General features: G+C 46.9%; 21 protein-coding genes and 1 pseudogene. 13 read left to right on the forward strand and 9 right to left on the reverse strand.

What is annotated here, in order from left to right:
- Positions 1-124 precede the first annotated feature (124 nt).
- From QMA35_RS05040 to QMA35_RS05050, 3 genes are all read left to right on the forward strand, one after another.
- Positions 125-1,618, forward strand: a complete 1,494-nt coding sequence (locus QMA35_RS05040) for an AAA family ATPase (RefSeq protein WP_281646042.1) — start codon at positions 125-127, stop codon at positions 1,616-1,618.
- A 67-nt stretch (positions 1,619-1,685) separates the two neighbouring features.
- A complete protein-coding gene (ccsA, locus tag QMA35_RS05045; protein ID WP_281646043.1) occupies positions 1,686-2,480 on the forward strand; it encodes a cytochrome c biogenesis protein CcsA in 795 nt (264 codons plus the stop codon).
- A 12-nt stretch (positions 2,481-2,492) separates the two neighbouring features.
- Positions 2,493-3,749 (forward strand): HlyC/CorC family transporter, encoded by a 1,257-nt coding sequence (locus QMA35_RS05050; RefSeq protein ID WP_281646044.1) that lies wholly within the window; start codon positions 2,493-2,495, stop codon positions 3,747-3,749.
- A 448-nt stretch (positions 3,750-4,197) separates the two neighbouring features.
- On the opposite strand, the gene QMA35_RS05055 is transcribed toward QMA35_RS05050, so the two are convergent.
- Entirely contained in the window at positions 4,198-4,731 is a 534-nt protein-coding gene (locus QMA35_RS05055; RefSeq protein ID WP_281646045.1) for a gamma carbonic anhydrase family protein, read from the reverse strand.
- A 166-nt stretch (positions 4,732-4,897) separates the two neighbouring features.
- Here QMA35_RS05055 and QMA35_RS05060 point away from each other — a divergent pair, with 166 nt between their 5' ends.
- Entirely contained in the window at positions 4,898-5,464 is a 567-nt protein-coding gene (locus QMA35_RS05060) for a hypothetical protein (RefSeq protein ID WP_281646046.1), read from the forward strand.
- A 283-nt stretch (positions 5,465-5,747) separates the two neighbouring features.
- Here the strand turns inward: QMA35_RS05060 and QMA35_RS05065 are convergent, their stop codons facing one another.
- Positions 5,748-6,371, reverse strand: a complete 624-nt coding sequence (locus tag QMA35_RS05065; RefSeq protein ID WP_281646047.1) for a CoA pyrophosphatase — start codon at positions 6,369-6,371, stop codon at positions 5,748-5,750.
- 133 nt (positions 6,372-6,504) lie between these two features.
- Positions 6,505-7,401, reverse strand: coding sequence for a hypothetical protein (locus tag QMA35_RS05070; RefSeq protein ID WP_281646048.1), 897 nt, complete (start codon positions 7,399-7,401; stop codon positions 6,505-6,507).
- 141 nt (positions 7,402-7,542) lie between these two features.
- Here QMA35_RS05070 and QMA35_RS05075 point away from each other — a divergent pair, with 141 nt between their 5' ends.
- Complete coding sequence (locus QMA35_RS05075) at positions 7,543-8,073, forward strand: NUDIX hydrolase (protein ID WP_281646049.1); 531 nt, start codon at positions 7,543-7,545, stop codon at positions 8,071-8,073.
- 9 nt (positions 8,074-8,082) lie between these two features.
- On the opposite strand, the gene QMA35_RS05080 is transcribed toward QMA35_RS05075, so the two are convergent.
- Together QMA35_RS05080 and QMA35_RS05085 are read right to left on the reverse strand one after the other, a co-directional pair.
- Positions 8,083-8,403: an NGG1p interacting factor NIF3 gene (locus tag QMA35_RS05080; RefSeq protein WP_281646050.1), complete on the reverse strand. Its 321-nt coding sequence runs from the start codon at positions 8,401-8,403 to the stop codon at positions 8,083-8,085.
- 18 nt (positions 8,404-8,421) lie between these two features.
- A complete protein-coding gene (locus tag QMA35_RS05085; RefSeq protein WP_281646051.1) occupies positions 8,422-9,561 on the reverse strand; it encodes a 1-acyl-sn-glycerol-3-phosphate acyltransferase in 1,140 nt (379 codons plus the stop codon).
- Positions 9,562-9,852: 291 nt separating this feature from the next.
- Between QMA35_RS05085 and QMA35_RS05090 the strand changes: the two genes are divergently transcribed.
- Positions 9,853-10,341: a hypothetical protein gene (locus QMA35_RS05090; protein WP_281646052.1), complete on the forward strand. Its 489-nt coding sequence runs from the start codon at positions 9,853-9,855 to the stop codon at positions 10,339-10,341.
- Positions 10,338-10,571: a DUF2007 domain-containing protein gene (locus tag QMA35_RS05095; protein WP_281646053.1), complete on the forward strand. Its 234-nt coding sequence runs from the start codon at positions 10,338-10,340 to the stop codon at positions 10,569-10,571. Before QMA35_RS05090 ends, QMA35_RS05095 begins: the two co-directional genes overlap by 4 nt.
- Positions 10,572-10,605: 34 nt before the next feature.
- Here QMA35_RS05095 and QMA35_RS05100 read toward each other — a convergent pair whose 3' ends face one another.
- On the reverse strand, positions 10,606-11,424 hold the full coding sequence (locus tag QMA35_RS05100) for an MBL fold metallo-hydrolase (RefSeq protein ID WP_281646063.1): 819 nt from the start codon (positions 11,422-11,424) through the stop codon (positions 10,606-10,608).
- A gap of 159 nt (positions 11,425-11,583) precedes the next feature.
- Here QMA35_RS05100 and QMA35_RS05105 point away from each other — a divergent pair, with 159 nt between their 5' ends.
- A complete protein-coding gene (locus QMA35_RS05105; RefSeq protein WP_281646054.1) occupies positions 11,584-13,575 on the forward strand; it encodes a DUF2939 domain-containing protein in 1,992 nt (663 codons plus the stop codon).
- Between the two features lie 169 nt (positions 13,576-13,744).
- Positions 13,745-13,873, forward strand: a complete 129-nt coding sequence (locus QMA35_RS05110) for a hypothetical protein (protein WP_281646055.1) — start codon at positions 13,745-13,747, stop codon at positions 13,871-13,873.
- Positions 13,874-13,883: 10 nt separating this feature from the next.
- On the opposite strand, the gene dinG is transcribed toward QMA35_RS05110, so the two are convergent.
- Together dinG and QMA35_RS05120 are read right to left on the reverse strand one after the other, a co-directional pair.
- The gene (gene dinG / locus QMA35_RS05115; protein ID WP_281646056.1) at positions 13,884-16,031 is read right to left on the reverse strand and encodes an ATP-dependent DNA helicase DinG; all 2,148 of its coding nucleotides are present in this window, start codon (positions 16,029-16,031) and stop codon (positions 13,884-13,886) included.
- Positions 16,032-16,124: 93 nt separating this feature from the next.
- Positions 16,125-16,745: a dienelactone hydrolase family protein gene (locus QMA35_RS05120; protein ID WP_281646057.1), complete on the reverse strand. Its 621-nt coding sequence runs from the start codon at positions 16,743-16,745 to the stop codon at positions 16,125-16,127.
- A 183-nt stretch (positions 16,746-16,928) separates the two neighbouring features.
- Here QMA35_RS05120 and QMA35_RS05125 point away from each other — a divergent pair, with 183 nt between their 5' ends.
- Positions 16,929-17,282 (forward strand): DUF3301 domain-containing protein, encoded by a 354-nt coding sequence (locus QMA35_RS05125; protein ID WP_281646058.1) that lies wholly within the window; start codon positions 16,929-16,931, stop codon positions 17,280-17,282.
- A 149-nt stretch (positions 17,283-17,431) separates the two neighbouring features.
- Here QMA35_RS05125 and QMA35_RS05130 read toward each other — a convergent pair whose 3' ends face one another.
- Positions 17,432-17,719: a DUF1145 domain-containing protein gene (locus tag QMA35_RS05130; RefSeq protein WP_281646059.1), complete on the reverse strand. Its 288-nt coding sequence runs from the start codon at positions 17,717-17,719 to the stop codon at positions 17,432-17,434.
- A 118-nt stretch (positions 17,720-17,837) separates the two neighbouring features.
- Here QMA35_RS05130 and QMA35_RS05135 point away from each other — a divergent pair, with 118 nt between their 5' ends.
- The 3 genes and pseudogenes from QMA35_RS05135 to QMA35_RS05145 all read left to right on the forward strand — a co-directional run.
- The gene (locus QMA35_RS05135) at positions 17,838-18,323 is read left to right on the forward strand and encodes a YchJ family protein (protein WP_281646060.1); all 486 of its coding nucleotides are present in this window, start codon (positions 17,838-17,840) and stop codon (positions 18,321-18,323) included.
- 441 nt (positions 18,324-18,764) lie between these two features.
- Positions 18,765-19,748: a TAXI family TRAP transporter solute-binding subunit gene (locus QMA35_RS05140; protein WP_281646061.1), complete on the forward strand. Its 984-nt coding sequence runs from the start codon at positions 18,765-18,767 to the stop codon at positions 19,746-19,748.
- A gap of 195 nt (positions 19,749-19,943) precedes the next feature.
- Positions 19,944-20,256 (forward strand): annotated as a pseudogene (locus QMA35_RS05145) (C4-dicarboxylate ABC transporter); the annotation flags it as partial.

Below are 20,256 nucleotides of genomic sequence, written 5' to 3' on the forward strand. Positions count from 1 at the left end.
CACCCCGAAAGCCATGGGACTTGTCACCGGCGCTCATCAAACATTACAAAATCAAAAATTACAACACAGCAACTTCACCGCAGTTGGACGATAATCCCAAGTCGATCACCAATAGCGACCGCTTATGAATTGGGTAAAAACAACCAGGCAGATAGTCATACTTTTACTTTCAGCAACCTTGCTTTTATCGGGCGCTGCCAGGGGGGATATAGAAATTGCAGGTTTTAACCCTGCTCAGGCCCAAAGAACAACCATCCGGGATATTCTGAGAGAAAAGCGTTTTTTTGATGAGCTGAACCAGTTGCAGACCCTCAGGGAGTACGAAGAGGCAGATATCCACGAAAAAGTCGAGATGGGGCTAACTGAAACAACGAACAGGTATTGGCACAGCACACGGCACGACCCCATCACAGGCCTTATTAGCACTACAATATTCTATGGCTCTATAGCTGGCATTATTGGGTGGAATCGTGCTTATCTGGCAAAAACAGTCACCAATTTCAACCCGGTTGTTTTGAGTTCGTTAACCAGTATTTCTGCCATTTTTGGTACAACCCTGCTTTCAGCCACTGTTTACTTTATCTTTGGAGCGGCCTATGCCATCAATCCTCCACTACTCAGCGAACAACCGCTCATTTACCAATACGGCAGCAAGAAACTGCTCTTACCATCATCTATCCAGCAACATATAGAAAACGATCTTTTCTACAACTACTGGCAGACTCCCACAGCCGACGGCTTTTCACGCCTTGAGCGGGTACTTGATATAGCCCTGCGCCTGCCGCTGCATACCAAAAATCTCGATTACAATGAGACAGCAATCACCGAGGCTCTCCAAAATTTTTCACCCGATGTCATTAACCGTCTGAAGCGTTTTGCCAAAACCGAAATTTATCTGCAAAAGATGACTCCACAGCTTGAGGGACACTACCCCGTATACTTCCATGGACCTCCAGGCACAGGAAAAACCTATGCAGTGAAAAAATTAGCCAAGGCCATGGGTACAGGGCTGACAAGCGTTATTCTGGACGGCGCCTCTATCAAAGACATTGTTGGCACATCTTCGACAGACATCAACCCGCAGCCCGGCCGACTACTGGAAGCCATCGCCCACACACCTTCCCGGGATACCGTAAACCACAGCAACAAGGTTTTATTTATTGATGAGTTTGATCGTCTGCTCACCGCTGACGACAAGGACTCCCGGGATGTTCTGGGTTTTATGCTCAAACTTCTGGATCCAACCAACCGGAAGTTTTACAGCCCTTTCCTCCAGACTGAGATACGGCTGCCAGACACCATTATTCTCGCAGGCAATGCCGACCTGCAAACTTTGGCGCGCAAATACCCACGCCTGGAAGCACTGGCTTCACGGATCGACAGCATCGCCTTTGATGGTTTTGATGAGCAGGCGAAAAGAGACATTACCGAAAATGTTTTGATCCCAAAGCTGGAGAGCAGCTATCGCTCTCTGGGGCAGGAACTCAGTAACTCTACTATCTCAGATACGGAGCGAGATATGATCAACGCTTTTATCTCTCAAGATAATGATCCGGGGCTGCGTAGTCTGGAAAAGTACATTTACACACTTTTTGAACAACGATTACTGCAACCTTAGGGTGACTCCCCCTTCACCCCCGACACGGGTTATGCCACACTCTGTGCACTATGGATAAGGTGAGCCAATGTCAGTAGAAGTGCCAAGCGCCCTAGCAATTATTCTGTATACCCTTAGCGCGCTCAGTCAGTGGTTACGCATTCAGGGCAAAAGCATAAATAAGCTAGCAGTTCAGCTATTTGCCCTGGGGGGAGCTATTGCCCAGGCACTCAGCATTTATTATGTTGTTCATACTGAAGCAGGAATCAACCTGAATTTCTTCGCTGTGGGCTCTCTCAGTTCATGGATGGTTATTCTTATTATTCTACTCAGTAGCATTCGTAAGCCCGTAGAAAACCTTCTCATTGTGTTGCTACCAATGGCCATTGCGGCGATTGCTACCAGCGACCTAATTACAGCGCAGTCCACCATTTTATCTAACCGCTCCGCCGGTATGGTTGCCCATATTATTGTTTCTATTCTCGCCTACAGCACATTAACCGTAGCGGCCTTTCAAGCGCTGCTTCTGGCTTACCAGGAAAATCACCTCAAGCACCACCACCCTGTTGGAATCATTCGGGCATTTCCTCCCATGCAAACTATGGAGAAGCTGCTGTTCGAATTTTTGTGGGCAGGTCTCATTCTTCTGACTTTGTGTTTAGGCAGCGGTTTTGCTTACCTGAATGATATGTTCGCTCAACATTTAGCCCATAAAACTATTCTGGCGGTTATGGCATGGATAATGTTCGCCATTCTCCTCGCCGGGCGCAGCTTTATGGGGTGGCGCGGACGCACCGCTATCCGCATGACCCTGAGCGGTTTTGCATTTTTGATGCTTGCATTTTTTGGCAGCAAATTTGTCCTTGATCTTGTTATTAACTGAGAGCGCACCACCTTGAACGAAGCACCCATCGGCATACTGCTGGGCGTACTGGTTTTTCTGCTATTACTTTCCGCATTCTTTTCCGGCTCCGAAACCGGGATGATGGCCCTGAACCGCTACCGCCTGCGCCATATGGCTCGCAGTGGCAACAAAGGAGCAATTCGCACCAGTGAACTTCTTAAACGCCCCGATCGTTTGATTGGCGTCATCCTGATCGGCAACAACTTTGTTAACAATCTATCTGCAGCCATCACAACGGTTATTGCCATACGAGTATGGGGGGACAGCGGCATAGCGGCAGCAACCCTTCTGCTAACACTGGCGGTATTGATTTTCAGTGAAGTCACACCAAAAACACTAGCGGCCCTGCACCCAGAACGTTTCGCATTCCCTTCATCACTGATTTTAAAGCCGCTGCTGTGGCTGCTGTATCCAATGGTGTGGATGGCTAACACCATCTCCAACGGCTTACTTCGCCTGATGCGGGTTAATCCTGAAAATGCAACAGGGGACCAGCTTAGCCACGAGGAACTGCGTACCGTGGTGAATGAAGCCAGCACACTGATCCCCACCCGCCACAAAGGCATGCTGAGTAACATTCTCGATCTGGAGAATGTTACAGTGGATGACATTATGATCCCCCGTAACGAGATCGTGGGTATCAATATCGAAGAAGGTATTGATGACATTCTCGACCAGTTGCGGACAGCCCAACACACCCGCATCCCCGTCTACAAAGGTGATATCAACAATATTATTGGCATCCTGCATATGCGCAATGTTGCCAAATTGCTGAACCTTGAAGAGATCACTCGCGCGGTTCTTCTTAATGAAACCTCGGACCCCTATTTCGTGCCAGAAGTTACTCCTCTGCATACGCAGATGATGAACTTCCAGAAGAAGAAGCTCCGGTCCGCCTTCGTAGTTGACGAATACGGTGATGTGATAGGCCTTGTGACACTGGAAGATATTCTGGAAGAAATTGTTGGCGATTTCACTACAGATGTAGACGACATCAGTCAGGACATCACCCCCCAGAAAGATGGCACCTATATTATCGACGGCTCAGCCAGCATTAGGGAAACCAATAAGTCTCTGTCATGGGAACTTGCCATTGACGGCCCCAAAACCCTGAATGGCTTGATAACAGAACATCTGGAAGAAATTCCCGAATCCGGTGTTTGTCTGGAAGTAGACTGCTACCGTATGGAGATTCTGCAGATTCGGGATAATATGGTGAAAACTGTCAAGGTCTGGATGAAGGAATAAATCTGGAACAACGGGATTCCATCGACTCCCTTGAGCTCTTTCATCAAAGAACTTCATGTCATGGAATCCCGTCACGCTCTTCTCTTTCGCTCTACCTCTGGGCGTTTTTTCTCTGCACTGGCTCCAGTGCTTACGGTGGTGAAAAAAATTCACTCACCAGGGGGCGTTCTCAATTAGGCATCGAACTCAGCATTGCCGGTACCGAAGCAACTGTAGACTTTCACTTTCCACTTTCCACTATCCGGTAATACTGCAATAAAGACGACACCCATCCTCTTGTGGCCGACCGAAATGACCCCGACTCCACGGTAGAGGATACCCATAAGGTCATACTCCCAGCTATGACTCCTTGAAACTGGTTACGCCCCATATTCGTTATTTCTCAAACATGCAAACGCATCACCCACCCTACCGGGTGCTACGATCACCATTGCCTGCAATCATTTGATTACAAAAAACGTTCGTCAACTTTTAGCTGTTGTTTGAAGCGCTTAAAGTTCTGCACATAGTGTGCTGCAGAAAGCTCCAGCATGGTTTTCTGTGGTGCACCCACTTCTTTAACAACCTTACCTGGAGAGCCCATTACCACAGAGCCATCCGGGATGACCTTACCTTCAGGAATCAAAGCATTCGCCCCTATGATGCAATGCTTGCCAATTTTGGCACCGTTCAAAATCACAGCGTTAATACCGATCAGACTGTAATCACCAACCTCACAACCATGAAGCATCACCTTATGGCCGATAGTTACGCCTGTACCGATGGTGAGAGGCACACCAGCGTCCGTATGAAGTACCGAGCCATCCTGCACATTACTGTTTTCACCGATAGTGATGAGATCGTTATCACCCCGCACAACCGCGTTGTACCAGACACTGGCATTATTCTGTAAAACAACAGAACCAATAACCGTGGCATTATCCGCCACAAACCAATCCTCACCCTGAATATCAACAGCTTTCTCACCCAAACGATAAATCACTATTACACTCCAGATCTGATTGCTTTCATGACGTTACACGACTTGCACTAAGGTCACAAACCTTCCAATTCAGACACAAAACAAGAACTTAAAAAGCTTACGGACAACAGACAAATGTCAACTAACAGCTAGTCTTTTCAACCCTTGCCCAAAGAAGAGGCCTGCAATGAAAAAGCTGATTTCTACTATCACTGTATTCTGGCTATCCAGCTTTGCAGCCGGAAGCTTTGTTCATTTCGAAGAAATCTCCCAACAACCTCTAAAGGTTTGCTCAGGTAACGCAGAACACAATAGAGCATATTTTGAATCCAAAGTTCTGAGCGAACATCATCAGGTACATATCAATGAAGGTCGAAAAGGTTTTACCCTGTTTCCGGATTACAGTTTTAGAACTGTAAATGTTTTCAATCTGTATACAGGAAGCCCCGGTGGTTATATCGCCTGCTACAGCCACGAAAGAGAAGGTAGTGCTTATCAAATTCCCCGCACCAATATTTTTATTCACGGGTTGATTAGAACCACTGGCGTTTATGATCGTTACACTTTCCGGCCATTCTCTGAGCCAACCGATGATATTGGGAAATACGATTCACCAGCCAGCCAACTGTGCCGCCAGCATATTAAAACCTGTGTGGATTGCTGGGCTGGAGGGGATACGGGAAGTTTTGTAGGAATTAAAGGAACCATTAATCCTGAAAAGCCGTGTAAGGTTAATGATCACCCCAAAGAATGATCATCAACCTTATTATCAGAAGCTCCAGGCAACCCCGAGGCGCCCTTGCGCAATATTGACATCAGCATCAACGTAAGATAGCTGCGCTGTTAACTGAATATTCGGATAAACTGGATAGCTACCAAATACAGAGGCACACACAATATTCCCTCTGGATTCCCTCTGGTTTCAGCCTGCGAACTTTTAGTTGACTAATGAGAAACAGCCCCCTTCATTACATCCCTGACGAAGATAGGTATCTGTAAGCTTTAATTCTATTTACATGAATAAGCTCCAGCTGGCATCAGGCCCGGCGCGACCACAGCCCATTTTCCACACGATCCCCATTAATCTGGGGAACATTCAGGGGAATCCCGGCATTGAGAGCCACATTCAGGAACTCCACCAACATAATCGCCGTAAGCCCCCAGATCTGGTACTCGCCATACTGCCAAGCTGGCACATGGAAAGTCATATGACGATAGCTCAGCTTATCAGTGCGTAAAGTGTCCGCCTCGAGGAAATAGCTGACCGGCACCCGAAAAATACGATCCAGCTCATCAGGATTGGCTACCAGCTCCACACCAGAATCTACAACACCCACGTAAGAGGTCACCTTGATACCAAAACGGGAAATAACGTCCCCGACAGGGCCGATAAGATCAACCCTTTCGGAAGGCAGGCCGATCTCTTCATGGGATTCCCTGAGCGCAGTGTGGGAAAGATCATTATCTTCCGGGTCGCGCTTTCCTCCAGGGAAGGCAACTTCACCACTATGGGTTTTCAACCGGCTTGAGCGGCGGGTAAAAATAATCTCCGGCTCTTTGTCACCACAGGTCAGCGCAATAAGAACTGCAGCTTCCGGCATATCCAGAGCCAGCTTTCTAGGAGAGTGTTCAGTTAACTGTTGTCGAATTGTATTTAACATATGATCGCGTGCATCCGTGCCCGTCTTATTATAGTTGTCTTTTCTACTGCGCGGAGTGTGCAAGACTCTCCCCAATGATTCACTTCTTAAAAACATACTATCACCTTAACATGCCGATTCTGTGACAGCGACATCAGATTCCCATCACCCGGTACTCTCCAGCAACCATCGGGTCAATAAACCGGATAAATGAAAAACCGGAATTTGCCCTTTGATCCAGTTTTCGTGCGCGCTCCCGAAACACCAGCGGATTCACAATCTGCCTGCGTTTCACTGCTGCCAGCACAACACTGCCCTCTTCCTGTGCATCCCATACAAACACATGGGGAAATTCCTGAATCACCTGGTCAATATCTCTTTCGACACGTCTTCGATCTCCCCGGAGTACCGCCATCATCACACCAGTTTCATTCAATCGTTCACGAACAGCGCGCAGAATCCCAGATTCACGAAGAATTGGAAAAATGCCTGACAACCTGCGCCCCTTGTCATCTACAGAGAATTGATCCAGATAAACAACATCATAGGTGCCTTCTGGACGACTGAGCAGATAATCCAGATTTATATCCTGGCGAACAGTTAAACGATCATCAGACCGCAAACCAAAATAAGCGTCTGCGGCTGAGATAATAGAAGGGTCACTGTCGCTCACATCAATAAACTGTGCTGGTGTGAAGCTACGAAGAAATTTAATTAAACCGATATTTTTCATGCCCACCACCATCACATGTCCTTGTTCTGGCGCAAGCAGGAAGGATGCCAATAATTCTCTTGTATCAGACAGCACTGGAACTTCTGGCTGCATAAGGTTGATCTGGCTTCCCAGCAACTCACCACCATCGGTATGGCGAAAGAAAAGGGAGCGATAAACACCATCATCCACCACTCTCAACTTATTCTCATTCTGTGCACTCTGGAGCGTAACACCGTCGTCAGGCAACACTTTAAACCCATTAATACAGGCAGGACTCCCCGCAAACAGCCCCACAGGGAAAAACAAAACAATGAAAGTAAAAAAAATGACCAGCATAAAGATAGGCACATCAACACATTAACTGGAAGAATCGGAAACCTTGGACAACAACAGAACGACAGGGTTCCCAATCAACAGTATTGCCAATCTATTCGAATCTGGCACACTGAAATAGGGAGACAAGAGAACAGGGAAACCATGAATTTCTGCAGTGAGTGCGGCACCCGGGTAACACTGATTGTTCCAGAAGGCGATGACAGGGAACGGCATGTGTGCACAGCATGCCAGACAATTCACTATCAAAACCCAAAAATCATCGCTGGGACATTACCTATTGTTGATGATCAGATTCTTCTTTGTCGCAGGGCCATAGAGCCTCGCAAAGGGCTTTGGACGTTGCCAGCAGGCTTTATGGAAAATGAAGAATCCACACTGGAAGCCGCCCGGAGAGAAACCTGGGAAGAAGCCTGCGCTCGCACCTGTCGTGAAGAGCTCTATACCATTATCAGCATTCCTTCTATCAGTCAGGTTTATATGTTTTACCGGGCAGAGCTGGAGAAGCCAGAGTTTTCTCCAGGGCAGGAAAGTCTGGAAGTCGCACTGTTCAGTGAAGATGAAATCCCCTGGGATGATCTGGCATTCCGGACGGTATCACGAACACTTGAATTCTTTTTCGCAGACAGAAACCGGGAACAGTTTGTTTTGCGCGATGAGGTTCTGAGCTTTTAAAACCCCGGGTTAAATGCAACTCCGGTCGTCAACCTTCCAGACTTCAAAGGCCGGAGTTTCGTAAGGGTGAGCTTTTCGCAGTGCAGCTATAACCGCATCCACACTGCCATCCACACACACCATCTCAACTTTGAACTCTGAAACAGTTTCCAGAATTTCATTCTTACCGGTGTGCGGGCGACTGCCCTCAAGAGGACGAAACTGAGTAACACCTTTGGTTTGCCAGCAACATTTGTCATAACGCCCGATATGGCCGGCCCCGGCAGCAAAAACAGCGTCTTTCACTCTCTCAAGATGTTCTTCCGGAACAAAAAAACACAATTTGTACATAAAAGATGAGGAAGCCGTTTACAGGGTAAGACTATTAATAGCCGGGTTGGCATAAATCTTTAAAAACAACCGTCTGGCATATTCCGGGCATCGATTCAGCTGCTGCTGAAACAACGCTTCATGCTTAGCGAGTTCGGCTTCACTAAAGTTATCACGCCAATCACCATGAACATCACGACTTTCCAGAATATCTTTGGCCAGCCAGTTCGAAGGCCACAGGCGGTAGAGGGAATGCATTTGCTGATCTATAGCTGTTGCAACAGCCTGTGGTGTGTCCAGTTCTGCGGATATCGGCTTGCCAAAGGCAACATGCATGCGCCCTTTAAAACCCTCAATTCCCGTTACAATGCTGTTCAGGTCTTCATCTTCCGCCTTGTTGTATTCACCTTTTACTTCCCGCTCTTCAAGCTCTATTGCTTTGGCAACAGCACAAGGATCATATTCGTAAGAAACAGAAACAGGAACAATATTCAGGTGTTCAATAAGTTCACTAAAGCTGCGCTTATCATGGCGAAAACTCATATACAGCATTTTCAGGATGGCAGTGTCAGTACGATCATCACCGTCTTTAGCTCTTCCTTCACGGTGGGCCACCCAGACATCATGCCCATCAGCAATAGAATGACTGATATAAGCTGATAGCTGATGCAGTGCCAGTAACTTCTCCTTCCGCCCGGATACAGAACGCTTAACAATAAAGCTTTTGTTCAGGCGCATCAGATCACTGACATAAGGTCGACTCAGCAGATTATCCCCTATCGCTATGCGTGCCGTATCCCTTCCAGCCTTGAATAGCGTGTAATTCACCAGTGCGGGGTCCATCACTATGTCACGGTGATTACTCAAAAACAGGCAGGGTTTGTTATCGGTCAGATTTTCCAAGCCAGACCAGCTCAGGCCATTGGCAGTTCTTTCAACAACCCGCTCAAGAAAAGGGGCAATACTTTGTTGCAGGCTATACACATCCTTTACATCAGCAACCATTTTTCGCACCCGCCAAGCAACCAGAGGCTGTAGAAGGTTGCGTAAAACAGCCGGCACATCAGGAAAATAAAAATGCCCGATAGCACTCAACAGTTGGCGATTACTCACCAGCCGCTTCAGTACTGGCGCCACCTCATGATCATCATAGGGGCGAATATCTTCAAAGGATTGCATAGAAAGCAAGGGGATCTGTGTCAGCTGTAACTAGCGAGTATTATATGGCTACCGACGTACAAGTTCTGTTTCGGCCAGTAGCCTTTGAGTATCCTTTGTAACAGCATGCGGTTAAGGTATATACCCTTCTGCATGTACACAGACAGAAGGTACATGCTTAACGCCTGCTGTACAAATAGAAAGAACTGTTCTGCTGTTAGAGTTATAATCCCGAAAGGCTAAAACAGACGCACAACGACGCACAATAATGGTGCGCAACAAACAAGTCTTATGAGCCGTTGAGAGGGATTTATGAAATATCGCAACCGGTTTTTCGGTACGGCATCCAGTGCAGCCATTGTACTTGCACTTGGATTGACTCTGGCTACGCCACCCCAGGCGGCTAATATTCAAAAACAGCCATCTTCAGAGGTAGCAGAGCTTAAAGCGGCTTCTAATAAAGGTGATGTCGTCTCTACTCGCAAACTGGCTGATGCTTATCGCACTGGTCAAGGCATTGGCAAGAATCTGGAAACAGCTTTCAACCTTTACGTTGAAGCGGCGCGTGCCGGAGATGCTGAAGCCCGCTATCGGGTTGGTAACGCATACCACCGGGGTGAAGGAACTGACAGCAACCAGATTTCTGCCTGGGTGTGGTTAACCCTGGCCGGCGAGGAACACTCCTCAATAAAAGATCAGGCTCTTACCCTGAGAGATAAAGTGCAGAACTCTCTATCGGAAGCCCAGCAAAGCAGAGCTAAACTTCTGGCTGAAAGCCTCGAACAGATGTTGCCAAAATGATTAAAATTTACAGCCCAAAAGATTCTATGGAAGCTGAGTGTTTAAAAGATATGCTCATAAGCCATCACATCCACTGCCATGTGGGCGGCACATTTCTTCAGGGAGCAACTGGCGAACTCCCCGCCCACGACCTGATTGGGTTATATGCAGATATTGCTGATGCAGATAGAGCCAAAGAGCTTATCGGTGAGTGGCTGAAAGCCAGCCCTATCATAGGTGATGAGCAATAAAGGGAAGCATTTTCTCTGTTTCCCTTCATCTGCCTTAAAGAGAAACCTTCAAGGCTTCACGAATAAGGTTTCGTCGGCTGATGTTATAGCCCGACAGCCATGACACCATTTCTTCCCTGCCAAGAATCTTTCGGGTTATGGTTGCCAAAGACAATCCCGCTTTATCCAGCTTCTGAGATTCGCTGCAAAGCCAAACCAGATTTTGCAGCTTCTCCTCCATAGCCTTACGCCCATTTTCCACAATACCGCGGTGGGGACAGAACAAAATCTCAAAATCCAGATCCAGAACCCGCCTGATGCTGCTCATGAGCTGGCTCAGGTTCTCATCATTACGGAACATCTTCAGTGATTTGGATACATAGAGATCGCCACTGAACAACCACTTCTGTTTCGGCAAAAAGAAAACAGTTAAATCCTTGGCATGACCGGGAACATGAACAGGAATGATTGGACTGCCATCACTTAGAGTCATTTCATCAGGGTAAGTCACAGTTTTTACAGGAATAGGAGAACCCCAGATATATCGCTGCAAGGGTGGGACCTTATAACCGGCAGCCAATTTGGCCTGCGCCAGTTCTGGAGCAAAAGGCGTCACCCCAGTTATGTCTTTTATTCGTGAACCATTGCCGCTGTGATCTTCATGGTGATGAGTAATTAATAACTGACGCACCGGTCCGCGTTCAATAAAAGCCTTCACCTCCTCCCATTGATTCGGGGGACCACAATCAATCACAGTGTCGCCAATACGATAAATAATAAACGTGGTATTAATGCCTGCATCCACGCGCCCTATGCGAATCCCCTCAACTAAATGACTTCCACCATCAAAGTTATATTGTCCCCGAACCGGCATAGGTTTCACTCATAAAACAGAATGCTGGCATCCTGAAGGATGACCAAACCAACAACAATGACTGAAACCGTGAACAACAATGGCAAAACAGTTCACTTATTTTCTTTGAAATCGTGGCACCATAACCACCAAAAATAATACACAATAAAGGAATGACGGATGCTCAAAAAAGGCTGTTTGCTATTTATAGCCATCTTCGCAATAGCATTAGTAACTCCCTACATTCTCACTTGGAGTTTTGTAAAAAATCTTCCTGATATGACAGAGGAAGAAGTCGCGCAGCGGATTGATATTCCACGATTTAAAGGCAGCTTGAAAGAATCGCTGACCGGATACATGTCACAGCAGGCTGAAGATGCCGATCCAATAGCCAAGACATTAATATCTGCAATGCTAACACAGGTCGTCAATAAAACCGTTGATACCTTTATGCAGCCCAATGTTCTGGCAAAACTGTTGGAAACAGGAAATATTAAGCAGACCGCTCAGGATTCAAAAAAGCAGCCACCTTCGGATGATCAGGCAAGTGAGCAAACCGAATCATCCAACCTTGAAATCCCACTGATTTATTTCACCAGCTTGAACAGCTACAGGGTAAAGGTTGGAGAAGTGTTTCTGGATTTCCACTTCAACAGCAACCATTGGCAATTAAGTGAATTTCATATCGCTTCGGTAAAGGCTTCTCAAAATCCTGCGAATAGCCCTCAGCTAACTTCTGTGACTGCCACACAACCTGCACAGACACTGGTGGATGAAATTGTCGATCAGACTTTGCCCGCAACCCTTTCACCAGAGCAGGTTGAGAAGGCTTTCCTTTTACTACAAAACGCCTTCTTCAACAGAATGCAATTTAACAATGAGCTGGGTGTTGAGGTTGATACCCTCTATATACCTAACGCATCAGGGTTGTCAGTATTAGCCAACTGGCAGCGAGTGCTGGATAAATCGGGCAATAATATTCTGCAGAGCGGAGAAGCTACAGAGTTTACATCCTGGGGCTTTAGCAACACATCGATGACTGGTGATATCAAGCTGACAGCAAATCCTGGTTCTTCGCAGATTGATAAAGCTGAAGGTATGGCAACCATTACTCTACCAACCAGATATCACACACTCACCCTTACTGATAGCGATGCAGGAAACAGTCACTCTCTCGGTGCCCTTGAAGTGATTATGCAAAACAGCCGGGGCACTGGCTCTCTTAGCCTGACAGTAAAAGGCAATAAAGAAGATCTCGACAAGCTAAGTGTTTTCGCCCTGAACAAAAACGGAAAACCACTGAAGCAAGCATCAAGGATGACTGGCTCATCACCAGCTTCACCTGATAACCCTGAGCTCATCAAAAGGGATATGAACTTTGAGTACAAAGGCACAATTGCCAGTGTTGCTTTGTTTTTAGCTGACAAAGCTGTAACCAGAACACTGCCCGTTCGAACTCATAACAAACCAGAGACATTCTTTGGTGAACTGCGCAGCCCCATAACAACAAGTCGTTACCAGGAAAAGTACCAACCTGCATTCTGCAGTTCTGCACAGCAAGCCGACTTAAGTACGCTCAAAGCTGTTGCGGGAAGAAGCCATGCCGTTTTCGGGTTTAATACTCCTGAAGTCAGTCTCAACATGCCTGGCTGCACAAACAGCAGCTATGGGAAAATCAAATGGGACGTTGAACTGTTTGATAAGCAGGGACAAAAGATTGATTATTCTCCGGAAAATAGTATTCAGGAGTATCGCTTTAAACCTGTGGATACAGCCGATAAGAACCCCATTGACTTCCATAACGCTAAAGGAACATTCACCGTTGATTACCCTATCGTCATGATGACAAGCAGTTATGGTCTGTCTTCAAATAATTCAGCTGTGACAAACCCAGGCAAAAGTATTTACAAGGTAGAAGTGAAATCCGGTCAGCCTGCCAATGTGTTCAGCAGTGATATTATTCCAGTACGCGGATATGACAGTGAAAATCGTATGCTGCAAACTCTGGATAAACAATATAAGGACAACAGCGTAACAGCTATTTTCTGGGGAACCCCAGCCAGAATTGAAGTTGATGTGATAAATCAGCGCGAAACATTTACAGGGAGTTTTGACATGCCACCGGCACCTCTTCTTCCACAAGAATGCCAAGGTCTGGCAAACTGTTCCTGATAGTACACAATGAGAGAGCCAGAGCTTAAGGGTTTTGGCTCTTCAACAATCAGTCACACGGATAGGTGATGAAAATACCGTTAATAATAATTCCTTCCATGTTTCTCACATAGAGCCATATAGATATACAAGCTGAAGCCAGTTCAACAATGCGCTGATGTGTGGGCTTATGCTGGTAGCTTTTTCCGCTGCGAAAGCCGGTAAACTTCTTAAAACTGAGAAAGCTGTGAAACGACTGAACTATTCTGCCGGTGGCATTATGATGGGCGCAGGCATTTATCTGGCGGCCAGTCGTTAATCGCGCACATTCAGGCGATTTCCCGGTGATAAGGTGGCAGAGAATTTAAGAGCGCCTGCCCATAACGCCGGGTCACCAGACGGCGATCCAAAACAGTTATACGCCCCCTGTCTTGCTCTGTACGGAGCAATCGACCACTGGCCTGAACAAGGCGAACAGCCGCATCAGGCACAGATATTTCCATAAACGGATTGCCACCACGGGCTTCGACCCATTCAGCAAGTGAAGCCTCTACCGGATCGTCAGGAACGGCAAAAGGAATTTTGGCAATCACTACGTGTTCACAGTATTTGCCCGGCAAATCAATCCCTTCTGCAAGACTGGCCAAACCAAAGATTGTGCTTGGTTTCCCTTCATCAATTCGCTCTCGGTGCAAGCGCAACAACTCCTGTTTGGAGTAATCATCTTGCATCATTACTCCCTCACGCTCTTCCCGACCAAGGCCGAAAAACACATCCTTCATCTGTCGGCGAGATGAGAACAACACCAATGTTCCCTGAGCGATCTCCATCAGCTTGGGGAGTGTTTCTATCAATTCATCGGTGTGATCACTGGCACGACTCGGATCAGAACTCATATTCGGAATCACCAGTTTTCCAGCCTGATTGTGATGAAAAGGACTCGGCACACTTTCACATCGACTTTCCAGAGGAACACCAGAACGAATGCGGTAGCGATCAAAACGTCCAAGAGCTGCCAGTGTTGCTGAGGTAACCACCGCCCCCCAGGCATGATTCCAAAGCACATCACGCAGCAGTCCACCAGCAAGAATCAGACTACTGGCTACCGTTAAATCCTGTGCGCCGTTATATTCATTCAGTTCAATCCAGCGAGCGGATGGTGGTTGGCCTTCAACATCGAGCTGGCTCCAGGATAACCAGAGTTCCTGATTACCCTGTAAACGTGCCAATAAGGAACCAATAGGGGGAAGAATTTGTTCCGCCTGCAAAGAATCAACACCGGGAACATCACCATCCAGAGCCGCTTTCAATTCACTGACAATACGGTCTGCCAGATCAGAGGATGCGCTGAAACCCGCTTTCATCTTGCCAGCCATTTCCCGAATGCTTTCAGGCACTACGCCATCAGGCAAACGGTAAACCATAGAGCGGCCTGTTTCTGACTCTCCAGTCGATTTAAAATCTGCAACAGACAACAGGGCTTCACGCATCAATGCCTGCTCATCTTTCAACTCCTGAAACTTGCCTTCCAACTGCTCAAACCATTCACCAATTTTTCCAGGCAGTGCATGAGAGCCCAGAATTTTCCCTAACAATTTGGCAGATTGATCCAGCCAGCGTGCAGTGTCGTTTAAACGGGAATCATGAGCAAAGTGGCTGATCGCCTTATCTGGCAGATGATGGCCTTCATCAAAAATGTAGAGACAATCTTTAGGCGCAGGAAGAATAGCGCCACCGCCGAGCATTAAATCTGATAGCACCAGATCATGATTGGTGATAATAACATCCACCTTATCCAGAGATGCTCGCGCCCGATAGAATGGGCAGCCATTAAAGTGCGGACACTTAGGCCCCGTACACTGAGCATGAGTGGAGGTCAGTGCCATCCAGTCTTGCTCATCTATAGTATCCTTCCAACTATCCCGGTCCCCATCCCAGCTCCCGGAAGCCAAACGCGTTACCATGGTTTCGTAAAACTGGGTGGATTCTTCATCCAAATCAATATTGAAACCTTCCTCAGCAAACAAAGTCATGGTCGCAGAATTGGCCTGGGTGCTCTGAAGCAAAGTATCGAGCTTTTGAACACAGATGTAACGCCGTCGACCTTTGGCCAGAGCAACTGTGAATTTCAACCCACTGTGCTGACTGATTTCAGGAAGATCCTTGTTGAGAATCTGTTCCTGCAGCGCCACAGTTGCAGTAGCAATCACAAGAGTTTTATCTGCAGCTTGAGCCAAAGGAATACCGGCGAGAGTGTAACCCACCGTTTTACCAGTACCCGTTCCCGCTTCTATCACACAAACTGCTGATTCTGAGGTGCGTTTTCCGTCATCATCCATATCAATCACACCGATTGTCTTGGCAATCTCGGCGATCATGATTTTTTGCCCAAGGCGAGGTTTCAGCTCTTTTTTATCAAGAAACTGACTGTAGGCTTTCTGGATTGTCTGGCGAAGAGCCGGTGCCACCTGAGACATGAAGGAAACCGTAACGGGTAATAAAACAGAGAACCACTAGTATACCTCTACTGTATAAATGTGCAGTAGTGAAAAAATACTCTATTCCGTATTTCAACTCAGCGGATACGCCTCACCGGGCTCCAGCTTCGATTCATCCCAATCACATGATGTAAAGCATTGATCTGCAGGAACACGATTCAGAGCCCGAGAATACATTCGATAGCCTTGTTCATTATAATTTTGCGATTGGGGGTTCATAAAGCCATGGAGATAAGAAGAGTGGGATACATCCACCTGCGGTGTAGTTGCTAAAACTTCCATCATTCGGGAAACCGAAAACATGGGTTCTTCTTTGGGAAAAATCATCTGTATCGGGAAATTCGGTACGGCTGTCGAGTAATGCCGAACCTGTGAACTATAAAAACAAACAGCGCCAGAAACATTCTTAAGTCCATGGGTGCTGGAAAGCCGCCAAATTGCAGAGCCCCCCATACTAAACCCGAGAAGGGTTACCGCACCTGGTAATGAACGCACCTTGCGCGCCAGCTTTTCAACGTACTTATTCAACCCAACTTTCGAAGAAAAGCAGCTATAAGCCTCATGCTCACTTTCGAAGGATGAAACACCTGTATCGTAGGGATCACAGATTTCTACATTTCCCGGGAGCGAGTTCGCCATTTTCTCTAACGTCGCTGTCCTTCCAAAAATGTCAGAAACGATTATGCGATACATAACTGTTAACGCTCTGCTTGAAAAGTGACAGGAGTATACGCTTTCAGAAACGTACGCCAATCAGTCTTTCATCGAATAAGACAACTCTTTCTGTTGCAACAACCGGAAGTAAAATTCTTGTTGTTAACCGGGCATTTTTCCCTCAGGATTTTCGGCAGCTTATCTATAAAACAAGAGGGGTTTATGTCGCTTCTGGATGTATTGATACTTGGTATCACAGTATGCGCTTTGGTTTTCTGCTGGAAGACGGTATTCATCAAGCGTCGTTCAATTTCTCTCACCGCACAAGCGTGCCTGAAGGAGAACCTTCACATGCTCACCACTTCATTAACTCAACAGCGTTGCTGGATTCAGCGTGACCAAAAATCGGGAAAGTTAACCTTTGGCCGCCTGTACACGTTTTCATTTACTGATGACTGCAACAAGACTGGTGAAGGCTGGGTAACAATGAGTGGTATGACCCTGGAAAGTTTTCAGACTCAGCCTTGGGAGAAAGGCTACATTCCACCCAGTGCAACAGGCTCACCTTTTAGCTGAAATTGATATTTGGCTTCCGGTGGAAGCCTTCATTGAAAACACTGTGAAAGATTCAGCAACACATCCTTGCCCAGAAACTCTATCAGTACGGGCAAGATCAGTACGGGCAAGGACTGCAAATACAGACAGAATAATTGGGTACAGGCGGATTATACTTTAACCGTTTCTTGTAATTCTGCCTGTTTTTGCAACATGGTGGCCATATGGAAAAATCCAAAAATCAAAATTTTAATGTTATCGGAAGCCAGGTGCTCACTCATCAAACGAATACGTTTTTGCCAAATCACAACCTCCAATAGGTGGGCGACAAACACTAATCCTCCAAGAGCAGGAACAATCGTATCTAAAGGGGCCGACCAAGGGATAAATCCAGTAGAAATCACAGCTCCCCAGAACAAAATCGTGACCAGCTGCCCAACTGCAAGCATAACTTTCATCTCTTCCCCTTACTGACTATTAGTTTTATATCGTCTCGACTCATTACTTCTGCATCGACTATAACCTGCCCTTTATCGGTTTCACAAATTCGCACTCTGTACTGTTATTCTTAGAGCTATGACTAAAATATCCTCTTGTCCCTGTGGCACCCAAAAAGCCTATAGTGACTGCTGCGCTCCCCTTCACGAAGGAAAAGCCGCAGCTCAAACCGCTGAGCAACTTATGCGTTCACGTTACGCTGGCTGGTCTCTTGGATTAATTGATTATCTATTCGAAACCACTTGGCCCAAACAGCAAGCCGGGCTAAAGCAGAACGAAATGCAGGATTGGGCAGATCGTACTCAGTGGATCAGTCTATCTATTCTGGACACTGCCGCCGGGACAGAAAAAGATGTTAACGGTGAAGTGGAATTCCTGGCTCGCTTCAAGTTGCCTCCCGTTGAAGCGATACAGGAACACAAAGAACGCTCCAGCTTTATAAAAGAAAATGGAATTTGGTTTTTTATTGATCCAACCCTACCAATACAGTCAGTAAAAGCTCCCGGGCGTAACGACCCATGCTCATGCGGTAGCGGCAAGAAATACAAAAAATGCTGTGGATAAACTGATCTTTATCAACATTTAGAAAAAATACTCCGCATATCATCCCTATGGGAGGATTATTTCCTCCCACAAACATTCTCACGGTTACCTGTTTCGTACTGAACAACACAGCAAAAAGTTGTAATTTACTACTCACCCAACCAGCGTTTTGCTCGTTTTTTAAGCACTTTTCAGTCAAACGACAGCCATGTGAGTGTTCACTCCTAGTACCAATAACTGTTAGGATGCAGAAATAGGTCAGCATAGACCTCATTCAATATTAGCGAAGATAGCATTATTACAGGTGCATATTTGTCACCAGCCCTTCGCAGACAAGAAAAGAGATACAGAGATCATTCTCAGCGCTCTCCGGAATCAGTCAGCGTGCAACACGGATGGATACTGACTGAATAACAAGCTTTCACCGGAAGCGTAATAATCATTAAAAACCGGGGGACACTTATGTCTTTACTAAAAAAAATCTCACTTGCGGCTATCGGTGCGGGTATGACCGTTGCTGCCCTCAGCACTCCTGCCACTGCGGCTCAACAGCAATTCGTGACTATTGGAACAGGCGGTGTAACCGGTGTTTACTACCCTACCGGTGGTGCTATCTGCCGCCTGGTGAACAAAGGTCGTAAAGAGCATGGTATCCGCTGCTCCGTTGAAAGTACCGGCGGCTCCGTTTACAACCTGAACACCATCCGTGCAGGTGAGATGGACATGGGTATTGCCCAATCTGACTGGCAGTACCATGCCTTTAACGGTACCAGCAAGTTCGAGACAATAGGGTCAAACAAAGACCTGCGTGCGGTATTCTCTATTCACGCAGAACCTTTCACCGTTGTTGCCCGCAAAGATTCTGGTATCAAAAACTTCTCAGACCTGAAAGGTAAGCGTGTAAATATCGGCAACCCTGGTTCTGGTCAGCGTGGCACCATAGAAGTAGTGATGGACGCCTATGGCATGAAGACCACAGATTTCAAACTGGCTACTGAACTGAAAGCGGCTGAGCAGTCCAAAGCTCTGTGTGACAACAAGATCGACGCCATGGTTTACGTAGTTGGTCACCCAAATGGTTCCATTAAGGAAGCAACATCTTCCTGCGATACCGTTCTGGTTAACGTTCAGGGCCCCGCGATTACCAAGCTGATTAACGACGCCCCTTACTATCGCGTAGCGACCATTCCTGGTGGCATGTATCAGGGCAACCCTGAAGACACCACCACCTTTGGTGTGGGCGCAACTTTCGTCTCCTCCACAAAGACTCCGGATGCATCTATCTATCAGATCGTGAAGTCTGTATTTGATAACTTTGACGACTTCCGCAAGCTACATCCTGCCTTCGCCAACCTGAAGAAAGAAGAGATGGTCAAAGATGGCCTCTCCGCCCCTCTCCACAACGGCGCTGCCCGTTACTACAAAGAAGCCGGACTGATTAAATAACCCCGGTAATGGTTCCGGGATTTCTCCCGGAACCATCTGCTCCTCATGCCCCCGACCTGCATGAAGGATTCACCAGTAACTGACCTGGATTACCTCCACAGAGGCTACTGATGTCAACCTGGATTACCGATCTGACACGGTGTCATAAGCACTGTTTTTTCGCTTTTCGGTAACCCCTGGCCTGGGTAACGAACTATGTCTGACATATCCCTATCAGGACAAACACATTTGCCTGAAAACAAAACCACTGAACAGAGCGCGTCTGAAATTGTTAATGATGCTGACACCGGGGCTCGCAACCCTAGGGGTCTAGCTGCCCGTGTTCTCACTGCAACAGCTCTTTGCTGGTCTTTATTCCAGCTCTGGTACGCATCACCACTACCTTTCGAGCTGAACGTTTTCATCCTGAACGACACTGAAGCACGATCCATCCATCTTGCTTTTGCTGTGTTCCTGTCGTTTACCGCCTTTCCGGCTTTCAAGCGCTCTCCCAAAAGGCACATTCCAA

The organism is Parendozoicomonas sp. Alg238-R29 (assembly GCF_947331445.1).
Lineage (GTDB): Bacteria > Pseudomonadota > Gammaproteobacteria > Pseudomonadales > Endozoicomonadaceae > Sansalvadorimonas.